Annotated in this window: 17 protein-coding genes; 10 read left to right on the top strand and 7 right to left on the bottom strand. The window is 69.1% G+C overall.

All coding sequences use genetic code 11. From position 1 onward, the window contains the following. Nucleotides 1-58: 58 nt before the first annotated feature. From SYV04_RS16725 to ald, 4 genes are all read right to left on the bottom strand, one after another. Nucleotides 59-1,879 (bottom strand): response regulator, encoded by a 1,821-nt coding sequence (locus SYV04_RS16725; RefSeq protein ID WP_321546790.1) that lies wholly within the window; start codon nucleotides 1,877-1,879, stop codon nucleotides 59-61. 176 nt (nucleotides 1,880-2,055) lie between these two features. Beyond that, nucleotides 2,056-2,889, bottom strand: a complete 834-nt coding sequence (locus tag SYV04_RS16720) for an anti-sigma factor family protein (protein WP_321546789.1) — start codon at nucleotides 2,887-2,889, stop codon at nucleotides 2,056-2,058. Between the two features lie 72 nt (nucleotides 2,890-2,961). Further along, complete coding sequence (locus SYV04_RS16715) at nucleotides 2,962-3,615, bottom strand: sigma-70 family RNA polymerase sigma factor (protein ID WP_321546788.1); 654 nt, start codon at nucleotides 3,613-3,615, stop codon at nucleotides 2,962-2,964. Between the two features lie 233 nt (nucleotides 3,616-3,848). Further along, the gene (gene ald, locus SYV04_RS16710; RefSeq protein ID WP_321546787.1) at nucleotides 3,849-4,979 is read right to left on the bottom strand and encodes an alanine dehydrogenase; all 1,131 of its coding nucleotides are present in this window, start codon (nucleotides 4,977-4,979) and stop codon (nucleotides 3,849-3,851) included. A gap of 180 nt (nucleotides 4,980-5,159) precedes the next feature. Here ald and SYV04_RS16705 point away from each other — a divergent pair, with 180 nt between their 5' ends. Further along, nucleotides 5,160-6,461: a radical SAM family protein gene (locus tag SYV04_RS16705; protein WP_321546786.1), complete on the top strand. Its 1,302-nt coding sequence runs from the start codon at nucleotides 5,160-5,162 to the stop codon at nucleotides 6,459-6,461. Between the two features lie 276 nt (nucleotides 6,462-6,737). Beyond that, on the top strand, nucleotides 6,738-7,631 hold the full coding sequence (locus SYV04_RS16700; protein ID WP_321546785.1) for a hypothetical protein: 894 nt from the start codon (nucleotides 6,738-6,740) through the stop codon (nucleotides 7,629-7,631). Between the two features lie 12 nt (nucleotides 7,632-7,643). Here the strand turns inward: SYV04_RS16700 and SYV04_RS16695 are convergent, their stop codons facing one another. Next, nucleotides 7,644-8,498: a response regulator gene (locus SYV04_RS16695; protein ID WP_321546784.1), complete on the bottom strand. Its 855-nt coding sequence runs from the start codon at nucleotides 8,496-8,498 to the stop codon at nucleotides 7,644-7,646. Between the two features lie 162 nt (nucleotides 8,499-8,660). Between SYV04_RS16695 and SYV04_RS16690 the strand changes: the two genes are divergently transcribed. From SYV04_RS16690 to SYV04_RS16665, 6 genes are read left to right on the top strand one after another with little or no spacing between them, the layout of a single operon-like run. After that, nucleotides 8,661-9,143 carry a chemotaxis protein CheW gene (locus tag SYV04_RS16690; RefSeq protein WP_321547053.1) on the top strand — a complete coding sequence of 161 codons (483 nt, stop codon included), beginning with the start codon at nucleotides 8,661-8,663 and terminating at the stop codon, nucleotides 9,141-9,143. Then, nucleotides 9,140-9,526 (top strand): Frizzy aggregation protein FrzB, encoded by a 387-nt coding sequence (locus tag SYV04_RS16685; protein ID WP_321546783.1) that lies wholly within the window; start codon nucleotides 9,140-9,142, stop codon nucleotides 9,524-9,526. Before SYV04_RS16690 ends, SYV04_RS16685 begins: the two co-directional genes overlap by 4 nt. A 5-nt stretch (nucleotides 9,527-9,531) precedes the next feature. Further along, nucleotides 9,532-10,776 carry a methyl-accepting chemotaxis protein gene (locus SYV04_RS16680; protein ID WP_321546782.1) on the top strand — a complete coding sequence of 415 codons (1,245 nt, stop codon included), beginning with the start codon at nucleotides 9,532-9,534 and terminating at the stop codon, nucleotides 10,774-10,776. A 30-nt stretch (nucleotides 10,777-10,806) separates the two neighbouring features. Next, nucleotides 10,807-13,104 carry a hybrid sensor histidine kinase/response regulator gene (locus SYV04_RS16675; protein WP_321546781.1) on the top strand — a complete coding sequence of 766 codons (2,298 nt, stop codon included), beginning with the start codon at nucleotides 10,807-10,809 and terminating at the stop codon, nucleotides 13,102-13,104. Nucleotides 13,105-13,132: 28 nt separating this feature from the next. After that, nucleotides 13,133-14,125, top strand: a complete 993-nt coding sequence (locus tag SYV04_RS16670) for a chemotaxis protein CheB (protein ID WP_321547052.1) — start codon at nucleotides 13,133-13,135, stop codon at nucleotides 14,123-14,125. Then, nucleotides 14,119-15,789 (top strand): CheR family methyltransferase, encoded by a 1,671-nt coding sequence (locus SYV04_RS16665; RefSeq protein WP_321546780.1) that lies wholly within the window; start codon nucleotides 14,119-14,121, stop codon nucleotides 15,787-15,789. The genes SYV04_RS16670 and SYV04_RS16665 overlap by 7 nt, the downstream gene beginning before the upstream one ends. 8 nt (nucleotides 15,790-15,797) lie before the next feature. Here SYV04_RS16665 and SYV04_RS16660 read toward each other — a convergent pair whose 3' ends face one another. Further along, the gene (locus SYV04_RS16660; RefSeq protein ID WP_321546779.1) at nucleotides 15,798-16,121 is read right to left on the bottom strand and encodes a polyhydroxyalkanoic acid system family protein; all 324 of its coding nucleotides are present in this window, start codon (nucleotides 16,119-16,121) and stop codon (nucleotides 15,798-15,800) included. 100 nt (nucleotides 16,122-16,221) lie between these two features. Then, complete coding sequence (locus SYV04_RS16655) at nucleotides 16,222-17,685, bottom strand: deoxyribodipyrimidine photo-lyase (protein WP_321546778.1); 1,464 nt, start codon at nucleotides 17,683-17,685, stop codon at nucleotides 16,222-16,224. Nucleotides 17,686-17,819: 134 nt separating this feature from the next. Here SYV04_RS16655 and SYV04_RS16650 point away from each other — a divergent pair, with 134 nt between their 5' ends. After that, nucleotides 17,820-19,025: a 3-phosphoglycerate dehydrogenase family protein gene (locus SYV04_RS16650; RefSeq protein WP_321546777.1), complete on the top strand. Its 1,206-nt coding sequence runs from the start codon at nucleotides 17,820-17,822 to the stop codon at nucleotides 19,023-19,025. Between the two features lie 86 nt (nucleotides 19,026-19,111). Further along, nucleotides 19,112-20,329: a hypothetical protein gene (locus tag SYV04_RS16645; protein WP_321546776.1), complete on the top strand. Its 1,218-nt coding sequence runs from the start codon at nucleotides 19,112-19,114 to the stop codon at nucleotides 20,327-20,329. Nucleotides 20,330-20,532: the final 203 nt, after the last annotated feature.

Here is a 20,532-nt window from a genome sequence, read left to right as displayed (position 1 = left end):
GGGGCTTTACCCCTCTCCCGAGGGAGAGGGGCAGGGCAGGGGGCCGCTCAGCCTGGACTCAGGCCGCGGCCTCGTCCGCGTCCTCCTCGACGGAGGGCTGCTCCTCGAGGAGCTGCTGGGCGATGCCGAGCGCCTTCTTGGCCCGCTCGCGCAGCTTCTCGTCGTTCTTGATGCGGGAGTAGAGCTTGGTGACGCGCTCCTCGTTGCGCACCGCCGCCTCCTCCAACTCGGAGACGCGCTTGCGCAGGCCCTCGGCCTCCTCGGAGGCCTGGGCCGCCTGGCTCGTCAGCTCGCCGCGCACCGTCTCCAGCTCCGACTGCGCCGCCTCCAGCTGGCCCTGCAGCTCGCTGGCCTCCTGGCGCGCGCTCTCCGCCTGGCCGCGCAGCTCCTCGGCCTCGCCGCGAGCCGCCTCCAGGTCCGCCTCGATCTGGCCCACCCGGCCGCGCAGCTCGTCCAGCTCCGCCTGGGCGGTGGCCTGCTGCTCGTTGTGAGCGTCCACCTCGGCCTGGAGCGCGGTGAGCTTCGAGGAGGCCCCGCGCGCCTCGTCCTTGGCGGCGACGAGCTGCTGATCCACCTTCTTCTTGTCCGCGGTGAGCTGGTCCACCTTGGTGGTGAGCGTCTTGATCTGCGCGTCCCGGCGCGCCATCTCCGCCGCCGAGTCGGTGACCTGCCGCTCCATCTCCAGCTGCTTGTCCTGGAGCTCGACGAACTCGTGCTCCTTCTGGGACAGCTCGTTCTTGATGCGGGAGATCTCCTTGTCCTTCTCCTGCTCCTTGAGGTTCAGCTCGCTCTTGAGCCGGAGGATCTCCTTGTCCTTCTTGTTGACGGAGTCGCGGAGGGCGAAGGTGTCCTTGTCGTTCTTGCCGGCCGAGGCGCGCGCCGTCTCCAGCTCCGTGGACTGCGTCTCCAGCTGGGACTCGAGCTCCTGGACGCGGCTCTCGGCCGTCGAAGTCTGGGACTGGGCATCCTCCAGCGCGCTCTGCAGCTCGGCCACCTTGGCGCGCAGGTTGCGCAGCTCGGCGGCATCCGCCGCGGACATCGCCGGAGCGGCCGGCGTCGAGGTCACCGCGGGGCGGGAGCTGGAGGCCGAAGTCGAGGGCGGAGGCGCCACGGCACGGACCGGAGGCGAGGCGACCGGAGCCGGCGGAGTGGGCGCCGCCGGCATGAAGCCGATCTGCGTCTTCTCGCTGTCGTCGTCACCCAGCGCGTCCAGCGCGTCTTCGGCGTCCCGGCCCAGGTTGTCGAGCGCGGAGAACTCCTCGTCGCCGCCACCGGCCTCCGGAGGCGCCACCACGGGCTCCTCCTCGGCCGCATCGCCGCCGGACATGTCGCTGAAGGCCTCGTCGAGCATGTCCAGCTCTTCGCCACCGCCGGAGGACTCGCCCTCGACGGCGATCTCCTCGGCGGAGGTCTCGCCGGTGAGCGGCTCGTCCTGCGACAGCGGCTCGTCATCCGTGAGGCTGTCGAGCGTCAGGCCTTCGTCCTCGACCACCTCGCCGACGACGACTTCGGGAAAGCCGATCAGCGCGCCCACGCGCTCCACCAGCAGATCCGAGTCCACCGGCTTGGCCACGTACTCGTCGGCGTGGGCCTTGAGCTTGCGGTGCGCGGCGAACCCGTCCGGGTTGCCGATGATGACGATGGGGACGTTCTTGAGATCGTCGTCCTTCTTCAGCTTGCCGCAGATGAGGTAGCCGTTCTGTCCGCCGGACAGATCCACCGCGAGCACCACCAGGTCCGGGCGATCCCTGCGGATCTGCTCGACGCTGCCCTTGCCGTCCGTGGTCTCGTCCACCACGAAGCCCTTGGCCTCGAGTGCCTCACGCATGGAGGAGGAGAGGGAGGAGTCACTTTCGACGATCAGGATTTTCTTGGACATGAACGGACGGCCCGGCCTTGGAGCGGCGCGGGCCCTGGCCTCGCGCGGGCAACAACGTGCGAACGACGGAAAACTCCAGCGAGGCTATCGGCCATGCTGGGGACCGTCAATGTTCGGGCCGGCCACTGTCGGGTGGCGTTCTGCCCGGAGTGCGATCGGGCAGGCGACGCCCCGACTCAGGGGACGTGGGAGGTGTGCTGCACGGGAACCAGGGTCTGCGCGGGACGTGGCGCGCTGGCCAGGCCCGAGGCACGCTCCTGCTCCTGGATCAGCTTGCGGATGTCCGCCTCGGACAGATCCGCCACCAGCTCGTAGACGATCTCGCCGTCGCGCCAGATGGCCACATTGTAGCCGGTATTCGAGTCCGCCTGCACGGAGGGCAGGTCCTGGGCATTCAGCTCACGCCGCGCGTCATCGAACACGAAGACGCCGATGCGGCGGGCCTCCTCGCCCTCCTTGGCGGGTCGGGTCTCGTAGCTGATGTAGGCGGCCGGGTAGCTCTCCACGTTGGAGAGGCGGGCGCCGGACAGCCGGGCGTTGGGCAGCCGAGGGACCAGCACGGTGTGGTCCAGCTTGTTCTCGAACCAGGCCTCCACGTGCTCCGGGGCGGCGTTGGCGATCTCGTAGGGCAGGCCCTTGGCGTGGCGGCGCGCGGCGTCCTCCACGAATCGCTGGTGCCGCTCAGGGCGCATGGAGATCCACCCGCCGCCCACGGCCACGACGACGAGGGCCGCGGCGCTCACGCGTAGGAACTGGGCCTGCGTGGCCCGGCGCTGCTCGCGCTTGAGCCCCACCTGGATGCCGGCCCGCAGCGACTGGGGGGCGCGGCTCGACTGGAGCGAGTGGCGCGCGGCGCGGCGAAGCGTCTGGCGAATTTCGCGTTCCTGCTCCACCCGTCGCGTGCAAGCCGAGCACGCCTCGAGGTGGGTCTCCACGTCCATCCGCTCCTCGGGCTGAAACTCGCCGTCGAGGTAGGGGTAGAGCAAGCGATCGAGTTCCTGGCAGGTCATGAGCGCTCGAATGAGGTCCGTGAAAGAAACAGGCCCTCGGGTAGAAATACCCTCGGGCCCGTCAACCTCGTTCTACCCCGTCTTCTTCCTTTGCCGGTACTCATCCAGGTTGGCGGCACCCGCGGTCGGCGCCACCACCGGATCGCCATCGTGGCGGAATACACCCTGGCCCTCGGCGTACTCGCGCAGCGTCTTCTGCAGCAGCTTGCGACCGCGGAACAGCCGGCTCATCACCGTGCCCACGGGGCACTCGAGGATCTCGGCGATCTCCTTGTAGGAGAACTCCTGAAGGTCCGCGAGGATGACCACCAACCGGAAGTCGATGGGCAGCGAGTCGATGGCGCGCAGCACATCGTCCGACAGCAGCCGGTCGAAGAAGTACTGCTCGGGGTTGGCCGCGAAGTCCGTCGCGTCCCGGCTCACGAAGCGCTCATGCACCGCCTCGCGCTCCACGCCCTCCACCACCGTGCGCTCCTTCACCTTGCGCCGATAGCGGTTGATGAAGGTGTTGGTGAGGATCTTGAAGAGCCAGGCTTTGATGTTGGTGCCGCGCTCGAACTTGTCGAAGAAGCGGTAGGCCCTCATGCAGGTGTCCTGCACCAGGTCCTCGGCATCGCGCTCGTTCTTCGTCAGCCGTAGCGCCGCGGAGTAGAGCGGGTCCAGATGGGCCAGCGCCAACTCCTCGAATTCTTGCTTCGTCCGGTTCGGTTGCCTGAAGTCCAACATGTCCCGCCTTCCAAAGGCCCGAAACTACAGGCGAAAGTGTTGTTGCCTGCCCATCAATGTATGCACGGGAACAGACAGGTCAACAACGCAATCCACCCGGGCTTGCTGTACGCACGGTCGCTCCTAAAGGCGTCATACAGCGCTCGGCAACGGATATTCCTGAACAATTACCAGAGGGAGGTAGGGGACCAGGCGAGCCTACCTCCCTCCCTGTACTTAGGTAGGGAGTTGCCCTACCGGCTCTTGGTGCCGAGGGCGTCGGCGATCGACACGTAGTCGTAGCCGAGGTCCTTGGCGACGGCCTCGTAGGTGACCTTGCCGTCGTAGGTGTTCATCGCGCGGGCCAGGGCCTTGTCCGACTTCACGGCCTCGACCAGGCCCATGTCGGCGATCTTCTTGGCGTAGGGGCGCGTGGTGTTGGTGAGGGCGAAGGTGGAGGTCTGCGGCACCGCGCCGGGCATGTTGGCCACGCAGTAGTGGACCACGCCATGCACCGTATAGGTGGGGTTGTCGTGCGTGGTGGGGCGGCACGTCTCGATGCAGCCGCCCTGATCCACCGCCACGTCCACCACCGCGGAGCCGGGCTCCATCTCCTTGATCAGCGCCTCGGAGACGAGCTTGGGGGCCTTGCCGCCGGGGATGAGCACGCCGCCGATGACGAGATCCGACTCGCGCACCGCGCGGGCGATGTTCTCGCTGTCGGAGGCCAGGGTGGCCACGCGGCCGAGGAACACGTCATCCAGGTAGGTGAGCCGCTCGAGGTTCACGTCGAGGATGGTGACCTCGGCGCCCATGCCCACGGCGACCTTGGCGGCGCAGGTGCCCACCACGCCACCGCCGATGATGGCCACGCGGCCGCGGCGTACGCCGGGCACGCCGCCCAGCAGGATGCCCTTGCCGCCGTGCGCCTTCTCCAGACAGGTGGCGCCGACCTGGATGGCCATCTTGCCGGCCACCTCGCTCATGGGCTTGAGCAACGGCAGGCTGCCGTCATCCAGCTGCAGCGTCTCGTAGGCCACCGCGGCGGCCTTCTTCTTCACGAGCACCTTGGTCAGCTCGGGGTCCACGCCGGCCAGGTGGAAATAGGTGTAGACGATCTGACCGGGCTGAATGCGCTCGTACTCGGGCGCGATGGGCTCCTTGACCTTGACGATCATCTCCGCGCGCGACCACACCTCGTCCGCGGTCTTGACGATCTCCGCGCCGACGCGCTGGTACTCGGAGTCGGGGATGCCGGAGCCGACACCTGCATTGGCCTCGACCAGCACCTTGTGGCCCGCGCTCGTCAGCGCGCGCACGCCCGCCGGAACCATGCCGACGCGGTACTCACGGGTTTTGATCTCCTTGGGAACTCCGACGATCACGACGTGCCTCCAGGGGGGTAAAAAATCGCGCGGACCATACCAGCGGATCCCGGGGAATCAAGGCACCCCCAGGAGCGCGGGTGATTGCTCCTGCAAGCGTGGCGCGGCGCGCCGTGGATGACGCACAGCGGCTAGAAACGACGTCGAAGGGAAGAGGGCCCAGTGGTAGTTATGGTGGGCATGAAGTCGTCGCCCAAGCTGCTGTTCGCCGATCCCAAGGGTCGGGTGATGGAGCACCCCTACCTCATCGCCACCTTGCGAAGCGGGGAGGAGCTCGTCCCCCCGCAGGACTCGCCCATCCCGCTGCCCGAGGCGGGGCGGCTCGTCCACCTGCCAGGTCGCCTGCCAGTGGGGCTCAACCCGGACACGGGGGAGCTGGAGCTGGTGCGAGAGATGAAGGTGAGCGGCAAGAGCTTCGTGCCCAACGCCGTAGGGGCGCTGCTGCCGCCGGGCTACACGCGGACCTTCCTGCCCGGAGAGGTGAAGGGCGACGGGCCCATTCTTCCGCAGTGGGCGTATACGGCCGCGGCGTGGGGCAAGGACGGACCGGTGGCGTGGGCGATCCACACGGACAAGCGCAGCCATTGGGATCCGGTGAAGTACTCCACGCCGGAGATGAAGGCGTTGGTGGACGAGCACATGGCGCGCTTTCCGGGCAGCCGGGTGCTCAAGCAGCTCAAGACGTGCGCGCTGCTGTACCGGTGCTTCACCTCGCAGAACACCTTCTATGTGCGTGACGAGGCCGCCATCCCCGCCTCGGTCATGTGCAACGCGCGCTGCGTGGGCTGCATCTCGGATCAGCCGGAGGACGGTCCTCCCGCCTCGCACGAGCGGATGGACGACGGGCCCTCCGGGGAGGAGATGGGGGCCATTGGCCTCTACCACCTGGAGCACGCGCCGGGCCGGACCATGGTGAGCTTCGGCCAGGGCTGCGAGGGCGAGCCGCTCACCCGGTACAAGGCCATCGCCGAGGCCATCCGCTACATGCGGGAGCGCACGGACAAGGGCTCGATCAACATCAACACCAACGCCAGCCTCACGCACGGGCTGGCGGCGCTGTTCGACGCGGGGCTGGACGCGGTGCGCGTCTCGCTCAACTCGGCGGTGAAGGATCTCTACGAGGCCTACTACAAGCCGGTGAAGTACACGTGGGAGGACGTGGAGGCGTCCATCGCGCTGGCGCGCGAGCGGGGCGCCTACCTCGCGCTCAACCTGCTGCTGTTCCCCGGCGTCACCGACCGCGAGGGCGAGGTCCAGGCCCTGGAGCGACTGGTGAGCAAGTACCGCGTGGATCAGGTGCAGACGCGCTCGCTGGCGATCGATCCCCTCCAATATCTGGAGGTGGCGCGGGACAAGGGCGCGGGCGGCGAGCCGGTGGGCATCCGCGATCTGCTGAAGCGGCTGAAGGCGGCCCGACCCGGGCTGATCATCGGCAACTTCGCGCGCGGACTCGAGGAGCGCGACAACGCGGCTGGGCGGTAGGGCCTCCGCGACTTTTCAGTACCGCACGCTTGGACCTCCACGCTCGGCCGCCTGCTGAAGTGGCAGTGAGGATCTTTGACCGCTACTGGACGGGGCTCTGCCCGCCCGGGGCTTCCGTGCTGCTCTCAGCGGTATTCTTCTGGCTTGCTGAAGTTGCTCTTCTAAGCCGGGGGTAGAGCCATGCAGCGAGTGCGCACTGGAAGCTGTCGGGCCCGTTCGGTCAATCCTCACCGGAACCCTCGCGCGGGGTGGTGGCTCGCGCTGCTCCTGGGAGCCGTGGGATGCGGGGCGCTGGAGGAAGGCTCCTTCGCCGCGGAATCGGAGCCCGAGACACGGCGAGAAGCGCTGGCGAGTACCGCAGGGCTGTCTGCCAACGGCTTGTCGGTCAATGGGCTGTCCGTCAACGGCCTCTCGGTCAACGGCTTGTCGGTCAATGGGCTGTCCGTCAACGGCTTGTCGGTCAACGGTCTCCTCAGCGCCACCTTCAAGAGCTGGTTCGAGGCGGATCCGGTCGCGAGCGACACGTTGATGAAGTACGCGGTGCTCTGCGCGGTACCCGCGAATCAGGTGCGCACCTTCACGAGCACGTTGACGGGCCTGAAGTACACCTGGCAGGGCCTGCTCGGATTGGCGCCCGGCTGGAGCACGGGGCTGCCCGCCACGCAGGCCGAGCAGCAGGTCATCACCGCGTGCCTGGCGGCGCACGCCAACAAGTTCGGCATCCACATCTCCATCTCCGTACTAGGACTCAGCGCGCTGGGGCTGCCCATTCCATTCACGTCCTCGGAGCTGGAGACGTACTCGGAGGACGAGGCGTGCTTCTTCGGCAACGCCTTCACGGACGAGGGAATCTTCGCGGCCACCAATCGCTCGTTGCTGCACGCCAGCGAGAGCACCGCGCGCGCCTGTGGCCTGTCCTCGCGGCATGCGAGCACCGACTGCCCGCCCATCGTCCACGTGGGCTCCTGCAAGTCGTACTGCACGCTGGACTCGACGCGCACGTACTACACGCAGTGTACTTACAACGGCGTGAGCTACCGCCCCATCACCACGCGCATCCTCCCGACGGACATCTACAGCTGCGGGGACGGGGTGTGTCAGTTCACCGAGAGCTGCGGCAACGGCGGCACCTACGACAACTGCTTCGTGGACTGCGGCGCCTGTCGGTGAACCGGAAGGGGGCTACTCCTGCCCGGCGGCGGCGGGAGTCAGCTCCCGGGCCACCAGGCTGCTCATCACCGCGTCCTTGGGGACGTAGCCGTCCGCCCCGGCCTCGCGGCAGATGCGCTGCAGCTCCTCAACGTTCTCTCCTGAACAGAGCAACACCTTGATGCCCTTGAAGAGGCTGTTGCTCTTGATGAACCGGCAGAACTGCTCGCCGTTCACGTTCGGCATCCTCACGTCCAGCAGCACCAGATCCGGCCGCGTCTGCTTCTTGAGGATGATCTTCGTCGCCTTCTCCGCGTTGTCGGCGACGTGGACCTCGAAGCCCTTGGTCACCAGATCCGCCTCGATGATCCGCGCCGTCATCTCGCTGTCATCCACGATCAGGATGCGCGGCTTGCGGGCCCCGGGCTTCGCACTGGCGGGACTCCCGGCAGCCGGGGGAGTCGCGGCGGCCGGGGTAGGGGCAGATGTAGGTGTAGCGGCGGGAGTCTCGGCCGGGGCGAGGGTGGGGGGCCCGATGAGCTTGATCACCTCACCGAGCATGGCCTCCAGGCCACCGCTCTTGAGGATGTAGCCGTCGGCGCCCGAAGTGCGCGCCTTGCCGGCCAGCTCCTGCTCGGGGATGTCCGAGTGCAGCACCAGCTTGGCGGAGACCTTCTTGACGGTGCGCAGGTACTCGACGACATCGTCCCCGAACATCTCCGGCATGTTCACGTCCATCAGGATGAGCGTGAACGGCCCCTCGGCGAGCTTCTGCTCGAGGCTGGCCAGATCCATCGCGCCGCTTGCCTGATAGCCCGCCGCGCTGAGCGCCCGCACGGTGAGCTCCACCAGCATCGGGCTGTCGTCGATGACCAATACGCGGGACATCTGCCTCCTCAAGAACCCAGAAACAACCCTACACTGTCGGTGCCCGCCGGACCATCGAAACGGCATGCAGGCAGGCGTCCGAGCGAGTCCCCTTGACCCGTTTTGATCGCCTCCGGATACTTTGTCGCCTTGACTTCAACTCCCCTCCAACGCGCGCTCCGCATCGCCCCGGACCGTGCCCTCACCACGCAAGCACGGCCCGAGCAAGAGTTCTTTTGCTTCCGTGTAGGAACGCTCCGCCTGGGGGTCCCCAGCGAGAACGTCCTCGAGGTGCTCCGGGCAGGGCTCCTGACGCCTCTGCCGCGCGCCCCGTCCTTCCTGCTGGGCGTCACGGGTCACCGGGGTGAGGTGCTGCCCGTCATCGACCTGCTGCGCTTCCTGGCCAAGGGCGAGGCGCGCATCCTCCCGCGCACCCGCATCTTCGTGGGTGTCAGCGGCAGCTACGTGGCCGGGGTACTGGCCGACACGGTGCTGGGGCTGCGGCGCATCCTCGTCTCCGATATTCTTCCGCCCCCCGTGGGCGCCGACGCCGCCACCGAGCACCTGCTGGGCGTCGTCCAGGGGCCCACGGCCGAAGAGACCATCAACCTGCTCAACTTCGCCAAGCTGCTCGAGACCGCGCGGCAGCGGGCGGTGGCGCGATGAGGCAGGAGAACGAGCTCTCCAACGCGCTCTCCGAGGAGGAAGAGGTGGACATCCTCTTCTTCGAGGTGGGCCCGCACGTCTACGGCGTGGATGCCTCGCAGGTGCTGCGCATCGAGCGCGCGCTGCCGGATGATCTCGCCGTGCCTGGGCTGGGAGCGCTCCATCGCGGCACGCGGGCGCTCGTCTTCAATTCTTTGGAAGGGGAGTCCCACCTGAAGGTGGACGTGGTGCGCGGCGTGCGCCCCATCCCCGTGGCGGACCTTCGGCGGCTTCCGCCCGCCGCCGTCTCCGCGCCGTACACCATTGGGGCGTGCCTGGATCAGGCCCGCCTCGTTCTGCTCATCGATCTGCTGGAAACCGCAAAGACTCAAGGAAGGCACTGACAGCAATGGCCCTGGACACCACCAACGACAAACCCGCCAAGTCTCGCGGAGCGAAGAAGCCCGCGGCGACCAAGGCCGCGCCCAAGACCAACGTCCTGTCACTCAAGCCGCTCTCCGACACGCTCAAGTCGGTGCTGGCTGGCAACCTCCAGGCCCGCGTGGCCTCGGAGATCGTCACCGGCGAGACGGCCGAGATCGCCAACCTGCTCAACCAGGTGCTGGATCGCTTCTCGGATTCCGAGCACCGCAAGCAGGTGGCGGCGCAGGAGATCGATCAGGCGCTGGACGCGCTCATCGCCCTGGTGCGCGAGGGTGACCTGTCGCGCTGGAACACCACCACCGAGGATCCCCAGCTGGCCCCGCTGCTGGAGGGCTTCGGCAAGGTGATCGAGACGCTGCGCACCTTCGTGCGCGAGATCAACGAGGCGACGCTGCGGCTGTCCTCCTCGGCCAACCAGGTGCTGGCGGCCTCCACGCAGCACGAGACGTCCTCCACGGAGCAGGCGGCGGCCATCCACGAGACGACGGCCACGATGGAAGAGCTCAAGCACGCCTCGGCGCAGATCGCCGAGAACGCGGGCGCGGTGGCTCGCGTGGCCGAGGAGACGCTGGGCGCGGCGCGCTCGGGTCGGGGCGCCATCGCCGAGTTCATCCAGGCCATGCAGCAGATCCGCAGCGACGGGATCGCCGTGGCCGACTCCATCACCAAGCTGTCCAAGCGCGTGGAGCGCATCGGCACGGTGGTCGAGGTGATCGACGAGATCGCCGACCGCTCGGACCTGCTGGCGCTCAACGCCGCGCTGGAGGGCAGCCGCGCCGGTGAGGCGGGCAAGGGCTTCTCCATCGTCGCCGCGGAGATGCGGCGCCTGGCGGAGAACGTCCTGGACTCCACCAAGGAGATCAAGAGCCTGATCACGGAGATCCGCGAGGCCACGGCGGCCGCGGGCAGCGCGGCGGATGCGTCCAAGGTGGCCACGGAGTCCGGCGAGAAGCTGGGCGCGGTGGCGGCCCAGTCCGTCGAGGGCATCCTCGCCGGCGTGCAGGAGACGAGCGACGCGGCGCGCGTCATCAACCTCGCCACGCAGCAGCAGCGCACCGCCACCGAGCAGGTGGTGGCCTCCATGGCGGAGATCGAGGACGTGACGCGGCAGACGACGCAGGCCTCCAAGCAGGCCACGGGCGCCTCGGCGGAACTCACCCAGCTCGCCGGTCGTCTGGCGGAGCTCATCAAGCGCTTCAAGGCCGACTAAAGGAGCCTGGCTCCTTCCCAAGAACCGGCCATGGACACAGAGGCCCTCAAGAAATCCCTCCTGAAGAAGTTCCAGGAGGTCAGCGCCGACCGACTCCAGAAGATCCAGCTGGGGGTGCTCGATCTCGAGAAACCCCACGCGGATCAGGCGGCGGAGGACGTCGCGCGCGAGCTGCATACGATGAAGGGCGAGGCCCGCATGCTGGGCCTTGCCAGCATCGGCCAGCTGGCGCACGCCGCGGAGGACATGCTGCGCGCCGAGCGCGAGGGCAAGGCGGCCACCGAGGTGGCCACGGATCTGCTCCTGCGCGCGTGCGATGTGCTGTCGGACCTGCTGGAGGATATGGCCGCCGCGCACACCGGCACCCCGTCCAGCGAGGAGATGTGCAAGGCGCTCGCGGACGCCTCCGGTCACCCCGTGCCGCCGCTCAACGGCAGGACGGTGACGCAGCGGCCCTCCGTGCCGCCCCCGTTGCCTCCGGAGCCCGCGGCCGCGAAGACGGCTTCGCCTCCTCGCCCACCTCCGGCCGAGCCGGGACCGGCGCTCGCGGCCGCTGCCGCGGCCGCGCCCGTACACGCCAAGGCGGAAGAGGAGGCCCCAGCCGCGCCCGCGGCCGCGAAGACGGCCATCGCCGACCGCAGCATCCGCGTGAACGTCGAGGTGCTCGACTCGCTGGGCCTGCTCGCGGGCGATCTGCTCGTGGAGAGCGCCCGGAGCCGCCTGCGCGGCCTGGAGACCGAAGAGCTGTTCGAGCGCTTCTCGCGCCTGGGCGATCGGTTCATGCGCCTGGGAGAGCACCTCCACCTGAATGGGGAGGTGCGCTCGGAGCTGGATCGCATCGAGAGCGATCTGCACATGCTGCGCGACGACGCGTTCCGCTTCGTGCGCCGCAACGACGACGGCATCAACACGCTGCACGGCAACCTGGCGAAGATGGCGGACACGGTGGCGGAGGCACGGCTGGTGCCGCTCTCCACCGTCTTCGATGCCTTCCCCCGGGCGGTGCGGGATCTGGCGCGCACCCAGGGCAAGGATGTCGATTTCGGCGTCGAGAACGCCGACCTGGGCGTGGACCGCTCCATGCTCGCCGACGTGCGCGACGCGCTGGTACACCTGCTGCGCAACGCGGTGGACCACGGCCTGGAGTCCCCCGACACCCGCCAGCAGATGGGCAAGCCCGACGCGGGCCGCATCCGCATCAAGGTCCGCGCCGACGGCGACATGCTCCACATCGAGGTGGAGGATGACGGCCGGGGCATCGATCCCGAGCGGTTGAAGCAGGTGGCTGTCGGCCGCCGGCTCATCACCCAGGCTCAGGCCGTCGCGCTCTCCGAGCGGGAGGCGATCGATCTCATCTTCCGGCCAGGCTTCTCCACGCGCGACCAGGTGAGCGAGATCTCGGGCCGTGGCGTGGGCATGGACGTGGTGAAGCGCAAGGTAGAGGCGCTGGGCGGCTCGGTGGGAGTCGCCAGCCGCCTGGGCCGTGGCGCCACCTTCACCCTGCGCTTGCCCCAGTCGCTGGCGTTGATGAAGGTGCTGCTGGTGCGCCTGGGCGATGACGTGTACGGCATCCCCGCCGCGGACGTGGTGGCGGTGACGCGCGTGAAGGCCGAGGACCGGATGGAGGTCTTCGGCACCCTGGCGGTGAAGCACCGGGGCAAGCCCATCGCCCTGGTGGCGCTGGGGCCGCTGCTGGGCGTCAACGGCGGCAACCGCATGGACAAGCCGCCCGCGGTGGTGGTGCGGCACAGCGACGACAACGCGGCGCTGGTGGTGGACGGCTTCGTGGACGAGCGCGAGGTGGCCGTCAAGCCGTGCGGCGGTGACTTCCTCAAGGGCGCGCCGTTCATCGCGGGCACCGCGGCCCTGGAGGACGGGCGCATCGCCGTGCTGTGCCACGTGCCGGACATCATGGCCGAGGTGCGCCGCATGGCGAGGCCCGTCACCCAGCAGGCGGCCTCCAAGCGGCTCAAGGTGCTGCTGGTGGACGACTCGCCCATCGCTCGCGCCACCGAAGGCGCGCTCGTCAAGGCGCTCGGCCACTCGGTGGAAGAGGCGCAGGACGGCGAGGAGGCCTACGCCAAGGTCCAGAACGCCACCTACGATCTCATCCTCACCGACGTGCAGATGCCGAAGATGGACGGCTTCTCGCTCACGCGGCGGCTGAAGACCACCGCGGCGGTGGCGCGCATCCCCGTCATCATCCTCTCGTCGTTGGCCTCTCCCGAGGACAAGCGGCGCGGGCTGGAGGCAGGAGCGGACGGGTACCTGGTCAAGGGCGAGCTCGGCGTGGAGAGCCTCGCCCAGACCATCGAGCGGTTGACGTAGAGGGGTTGGCGTGCGCGTTGCCTCAGGGCTGGCATATCGGGTGGTGCTGGTAGGCGGAGGGCTCCGCCTGATGGCACGCACCCTCTTCGACGGCGACGCGCTCACGCTCGCCGGCGAGTGCGGCTACCTCGAGGCCCTGGAGATGGTTCGGGCGCAGAACCCGGACGTGGTGCTCATCGACCTGACCACCCTGGATGCGCTGGAGGCCATCGAGCGGGTGATGGACGAGTGCCCCACGCCCATCCTCGCGCTCGATCCCGGCATGCTGGCGCGCGCGGATGCCTTCAAGGCGCTGGCGCTCGGGGCGCTGGACGTGGTGGACCGGCTCCCGGTGCCTCCCCCGGACTTCTGGCAGTCCACCTCGCGCCGGCTCGTCATGCTGGCGCAGGTGCGCGTGGTGCGTCACGTCCAGGGCAAGCTGCGAAGGCGGCAGCCGACGGACGAGGCCGAGCCACCGTTTCCCCTGGTGGCCATCGCCGCGTCGCTGGGGGGCCCCCGGGCGCTCTCCGTGGTGCTCAAGGGCCTGCCCCGGCAGTTCCCGGCCCCGGTGTGCATCTGCCAACACATCAGCGAGGGCTTCACGGAAGGGCTGGCGCACTGGCTCGCCTCAGAGACGGCGCTGCAGGTACATGAGGCGCTCCACGATCAGATGATGGAGCCGGGCTCGGTCTATATCGCTCCTTCGGGTGCGCACCTGCTGGTCCGTGCCGACGGCCGGCTGACGCTCGACACCCGGCCTCCGGTGCGAGGGTTCCGGCCGTCGTGCGATCTGCTGCTGACCTCGGCGGGCGCGGCCTTCGGGAAGCGGTGCATCGGCGTCATCCTCACGGGCATGGGGCGGGACGGGGCACGGGGGTTGAAGGAGATCCGCGAGCGGGGAGGGCGGACGATCGCGCAGAACGCGGAGACGTGCGTCGTCTACGGCATGCCGCGCGAGGCGGTGCAGTTGGGCGCGGCGGAGGAGATCCTCCCGCTGGATCGCATTGGGGCAACCCTGCTGGAGTGGGTGGAGACGTGCTGACCGTGAGCCAGAAGGCCCTGCAGCAGCTCGCCGCCCTCCTGCTGGAGCGGGCTGGTCTGAAGATCACTCCGGACGGCTACCACAGCCTTCGGCTGGCCCTGTCCACGCGCATGCCCGTGCTGGGGCTCACCGACCCCGAGGCCTACGTCCAGCGGCTGAGGGAGGTGGGAGGCGAGCAGGAGCTGCGCTCGCTGCTGCCGCTCGTCACGGTGGGGCACACGGAGTTCTTCCGCGACCCCAAGCAGTTCAAGGCGCTGGAGCGCTTCATCCTCCCGCAGCTGCTGGCGAAGTCGCGGCGGGAGAACCGCAAGGTGGTCATCTGGTCCGCGGGCTGCGCCACCGGCGAGGAGCCCTACAGCGTGGCCATGGTGATGGCGGAGCTGGGCGCGCTGGCCATGGAGGTGGATCTACTGGCCACCGACTTGAACCTGGCCGCCGTCGAGGCCGCCCGGGCGGGCCGCTTCTCGGTGCGGCGCTCCTCGGGCATCTCCGCCGAGCGGCTCGAGCGCTTCTTCAAGCCCGTGGAGGAGGGCATGGAGGCGCTGCCCGCGCTGCGCGAGTACGTGCGCTTCGATGGGATGAACCTCGCCGCGCCCTCCTTCGATGGCATGGTGCAGCAGGGCTCGTTGGACCTGATCCTCTGCCGCAACGTCATCATCTACTTCGATCTGCCCACCATCCGTGGGCTGATGGACCGGTTCCTCGCGGCGCTGCGCCCGGGCGGGCTGCTCTTCCTGGGCTACTCGGAGAGCCTCTTCAAGGTCTATGACCGCTTCGAGATGATCGAAGTGGATGGGGCGTTCGTCTACCGCCGGCCCCTGGTGGAGCCGCGTCCCCGTCCCGCGGTCACGGCGACGCCCGCGCCGCTGCCTTCCTCGGCGACGAATGCCTCCGCCGCCGCAGCCGCTGCAAAGGCGCGTCCGCCGGAGAATACGGGCACGACGGGGTCGCGCCCCGCGGTGCCCGGCACGGAGAGCCTGGCCTCGATCCGGGATCGGCTGGCGATGGGCACGGGGCTCGGGAACAGCTCCGACCCCAAGGCCCTCCCGGCGGATCCTCCGCGCCCGACGCGGCTGACGCTGGAGATGCCCGCGGTGGGAGCTCCCGAGCCGCGAGTGCTGCGCGCCACCGAGGTGCCCGGTGGCGCCAAGACGCTGCCTCCCGCCGCGCGGCTGAACCAGGCCGTGCGCAAGATGATGCAGAGCGACTTTCCGGCGGCCATCCAGGATGTGGAGCGGTTGCTGGCGGATGAGCCGGGCCACCTGGACGCGCTCTTGACGCTCGGCAACCTCTTCTCGCTCACCGGCAAGATCGCCGAGGCGCGCGAGGCCTTCGCCCAGGCGCTCGCCCGCGAGCCGCTGTGCGTGGAGGCCCGGGTCTTCGGCGGCGTGGCGGCGCTCCAGGCGGGCAACCTCGCCGAGGCGCGCTCCGAGCTGAGCAAGGCGCTCTTCCTGGAGCCCACGCTGGCCATCGGCCACTACCTGCTGGCGCAGGTCCAGGAGCGCACCAACGATCGCGACGGGGCGCGGCGCAGCTACCGCAACGCCATCGCCCAGCTGCGCTTCCCCCAGCGGCCGCTGGCGGGCCACTACCCGGACATCCCGGACTCGGCCGAAGCCATCGCCCGGGTGGCCCGCTACGCGCTCGCGGCGCTGGAGGACTGAAGAGCGCCTCAGCTCTCCAGGGTGCCCTTCACGTCGTTGAGGCTCTTGCTGGGATCCAGCACCGCCCCGAACTTCTTCTGCAGGTAGGACTTGGCCTGGCCGCGCAGCAGCATGCCCGGGTCGGTGCCCTCGCCCTGCACGGCCTTGTCGGTGATGACGAAGCTGGCATCGAGCTGGATGCCCATCACCTTGCCAACGAGCCGGGCGCCCTCGCCGGCCCAGTCCGACTTCACGCCGTACTTGGTGCCCCAGTACTGGAGCAGTTGCTCCACGCGCTTGCGCACCTCGTCCTTCGGAAGGGAGTGGGGGACCTCGAACTTCATCGTGCCCATAAAGCTGGCTCCTGACCGCGGGTCTATCCCGCCGGTTTAGTGATGACCGGACCGGAAGGGAACCGCCGTCTCACCTTCTGACGCGCGGAAGTCAACAGCCTCATCTCTTGGGGGTACGGCGGCGCGGCGTCTTCACCGGGGCGTCTCCCTGTCGCCACCAACGTTCCAGGTAGGGTCCCAGATCGAACTTCTCCGCGGTCCGGGGGGAGCTCATCGGCCGCACCTTGCCCAGCACCTTGCGCTCCTGGAAGGGCCGATCGTGCAGGCCGAGCACCCACATGAAGTTGGCCACGCTGGCCGGATCCCTCCCGTCCAGGGCGTAGCGATCATTCAGGTGGGCCATGCGCCGGAGCGCCTCCTGGGGGGTGGGGCTCCACTCGAGGATCTTCTTGCCCCAGAGCATGCGCAGGTAGTTGTGGATGCGGCCACGCTCGAGCAGCTCGCGCTGGGAGGCGTTCCAGAGCCCGTCTCCGGTGCGCGCCGCCTCCAGGTCCTCCAGGGAGTAGAGGTGCTCGCGCTTGTCCTTGCGGTGCGTCTCCAGGGTCTCGCGTGCCCAGCGGGGCAGGGAGTCCACGGAGAGCTGCCGGGGCACGGGGGTGTGGAAACAGTAGTTGAAGGCCAGCTCGCGGCGAACGAGCAGCTCCTCCAGGAAGGACTGCACGGCGGGGTTCTTCTCGCCTCCCGCCTCGCGCACCCTGCGTGCGGCCTCTCCGGGGAACAGGTGGCCCCAGTGGAAGTAGGGGGACAGGCCGGACTGCTGATCCTTGCCGGGATCGTTCCGCTCGGTGTCGTAGCCCTTCAGGCGTGTCTCGATGAACGCCTCCAGCGTCTTCAGCGCGGCCGCGCGCCCGCCGTGTACGCCCTGCACGGGCGGCACCGTGTGGTCGATCTCGAAGGTGCCGAGCGCCTTGCGCAGGGCGCGCGCGTCCGAGAGGTCGAAGTCGGGGGAGAGCTTCTTCGCGGCGCGGGCGGCCTTCACGGGCCGTGGGGGGAGGACGCGGCCGAGGTACTCCGGCCAGAGCTTGCGGAGCTTGGGCCGCAGCGCGTACGCGCCGACCTGGGGCTCGGCGATGCGCTGCATGGGCACCACGCACGAGGCGTCCACGGCGAACAGCGGCACGCCCAGCGCCTTGGCCGCGCCGCGCAGGTGCCCGGGGATGATGAAGGAGGGGTAGAGGTCCGAGACGACCGCCGCGGCGCGCAGGCCCAGCTCCGCGATGCGCGGCCGGTGCTCCCGAGGGTTGCGAGGAAGCTCCAGCCAGTACGGCAGGCCCCGGGCGGCACAGGCCTTGGGAAGCTCCGCCATGCCTTCGAGGGCGAAGGCGTGGAGGCGATCCGAGGCGTGGGGGTAGTCCGGGCGCAGGGCCTGGTAGACGACGACGGGCAGCCCCAGGTGGTTGCCGATCGCGATGGCCGTGTCGAGCGCGGGGTTCTCCTCCACGCGGTGGTGGACCATGCACCAATAGAGGACGAAGTCGCGGCCGGAGGGCAGGGGCGCGTCCCGCACCACCTGCACGCGGGCGGAGTCGATGTCGAGTTCGGACCAGGAGAAGCCGGTGGGCATGGTGGCCTCGAGGATGCGCGAGGGCCCTGGGCGTCGCGCGCTGAACGCATGCGCCGCATGGGGCCTGAATTCCGGGCTGGACAACCCGGCGAGTGGGCTAGGTTGCCCACGATTCCTACCGGAGGGCTACCCCCATGCGCATCCTGGTCGCTGACGAGTTCCCCAAGCACCACCTCGATTCGCTCCGAGGGCTGGGGCTGTCCGTGGACTTCCGGCCGGGCCTCAAGGGAGACGCGCTGGCGGAGGCGGCGAAGGAGGCCTCCATCCTCGTGGTGCGCAGCACCGAGGTGTCCGCGAAGGTGTTCGAGGTGGCCACGGGCCTGTCCCTGGTGGTCCGCGCGGGCGCCGGGGTGAACACCATCGACGTGAAGGCCGCCAGCGCCCGGGGCGTCTTCGTGGCCAACTGCCCGGGGCAGAACGCCATCGCGGTGGCGGAGCTGACGTTCGGGCTGATGCTGTCGGTGGATCGCCACATTCCGGACAACGTGGCGGCGCTGCGCCAGGGCGTGTGGAACAAGAAGCGCTTCTCGCAGGCGAAGGGCCTCTACGGGCGCACGCTGGGAATCGTTGGCCTGGGCGCCATCGGCGTGGCGGTGGCCGAGCGGGCGCAGGCCTTCGGCATGAAGGTGGTGGGCTACTCGCGCTCCTTCACCCCCGAGCGGGCCAAGGCGCTGGGCATCGAGCGGGCCGAGAGCCTGCTGGCCCTGGCGCGGCAGTGCGAGGTGCTCACCGTACACGTGCCGGCCACCGCGGACACGAAGGGGCTGGTGTCGCGGCAGGTGCTGGCGGCGCTGCCGGATGGGGCCACCTTCATCAACACCAGCCGCGCGGACGTGGTGGACACCGAGGCGCTGCTGGAGGAGGCCCGCCGAGGGCGCCTCTTCGTGGCCACGGACGTGCTGCCGGATGAGCCCAAGGGCGGCGAGGCCACCTTCCAGAGCGAGCTGGGCAAGCTGCCCCATGTCTACGCCACGCACCACATCGGCGCCTCGACGGAGCAGGCGCAGGACGCCATCGCGCGCGAGACGGTGCGCATCGTCGATCAGTTCCTCAACGAGGGCGTGGTGCCCAACTGCGTGAACGTCGCGGAGCGCACGCCGGCACGCTACCAGCTCATCGTCCGGCACCACGATCGGGTGGGCGTGCTGGCCAACGTGCTGGACGCCGTGCGCCAGGCGGGCATCAACGCCCAGGAGATCGAGAACACCATCTTCGAGGGGGCGCATGCGGCGTGCTGCAAGATCCAGCTCGACTCGCGGCCCCCGGACGAGATGCTGGAGCGCATCCGCTCGCGCGCGGAGGAGATCATCTTCGTGGATCTCGTCGAACTGCGGTCCTGATACGGGGGGATGTGAAAAACCGGTGCATGCCCGCCTCGGTTGCGCTCTGCTGCGCGGCAAGAGGCCGGAGCTTGAGGAGTGCTTGCGTGTCACACCTGAGAACCTGGAGTTGTCTCACCATCACCATCGTCGCGCTGGTCCTTCCGGGAGTGGGGCGGGCTCAGCAGGGCCCTCAACCGTCTCCTCCTCCCTCCCAGGTGTTCTACCCGCCCACGGATCCCCAGGCGACGCCGCCTTCGCCCTCGCCGGCAGACCCGAACGGAGCGGCCCCCGCCACGAGCCAGGGCACCCAGCAGCCGACCACGTCGTTCCCCGCGGCGACCGATCCGCAGCAGCCCGTGACGCCTCCTCCCGGGGTGCCCTCGGACGCCCCCGTGGCGCCGCCTGATCCCAACTCGCTGCGCACCGAGCCCCAGGCGCCGCTGACGGAGAACGGCGTTCCCAACGAGGCTCTGCCTCCGCCGCAGCCCGAGGCGGGAGGCGTGCTGCTGGATGGCCGTCCTCGCCAGGGTCCGTTCCTGTCCGGCCCGGGCAGCTTTACCTTCGTGCTCCACCACGCGGTCCTGGGGGCCATGGGAGGCCTCTTCACCCAGGGCTTCGCGCAGGACTTCAGCTTCGATCGGGGCTCGCGCGAGGCGATGCTCGCCGGCACGCTCATCGGCGCGGGCCTGGGCTTCGGCGCCTCCTCGTGGTGGCAGTTCAACAACTGGGTGGACAAGCCCCTGGGCTACTTCGGCATCGCCAACTCCCTCGTCGGCGGCATGTTCATGGGCGGCTTCATGGATCTGCTCGCGGACAACCGGGATGTGCTGGCGTGGTCCTCCTTCGTCGGCGCGGAGCTGGGCGCGTGGCTCACCGCCACCATCGGTGGCGGACAGTTGCCGCTCAACCACGGCTTGCTCGTGTCCTCGGGGGCCGCGTGGGGCCTGGCCTACAGCGCGTTGCTGCTGGCCATCATCCACTCCTCGGGGACGAAGATCGCCGGGAAGACCTGGGCGGACACGCTCCTGATCGCCCCCGGTGTCGGCGCGGGCGTGCTGGCCATCGCGACCATGCGCTACAACCCGACGTCCGGGCAGATCCTCCGAGCGAACATCTTCGGAGGAGGGGTCGGGGCCATCGTGCTGCTCCTCTCCGGGCTGGTGCTGGGAGGCTTCGATGAGCCCACCCCGTACGTGCTGTCCTTCCTCGGCTCGGCGGGCGCCATCACCACCGTGAGCCTGCTCTGGGAGGAGAGCGTGGATCGCACCGCCATCTCGTCCAGCTCCTCCAAACGAAAACCCTATAAGAACGTCTGGTGGTAGGCCGCCTGGAGAGCGGACGAGCGGGCGTCATGGCAGGGACAAGGAGGCGACCCCACCTTCTCCCTGCATGGCGCGAGTCCTTCCTTTCCCTGCTCTCCTCTCGACCCTGGGCTCCCAGCTTGAAACGGACCGCCCCGGGGCTCGAGGCGTCCCTCAGCCCTCGCATATCCGGCCTCTGCTGGAGGCGCCCAACCCGGACGCGG

The sequence above is a fragment of the Hyalangium ruber genome (genome assembly GCF_034259325.1).
GTDB lineage: Bacteria > Myxococcota > Myxococcia > Myxococcales > Myxococcaceae > Hyalangium_A > Hyalangium_A rubrum.
This window is presented reverse-complemented; position numbering and strand designations above follow the sequence as displayed.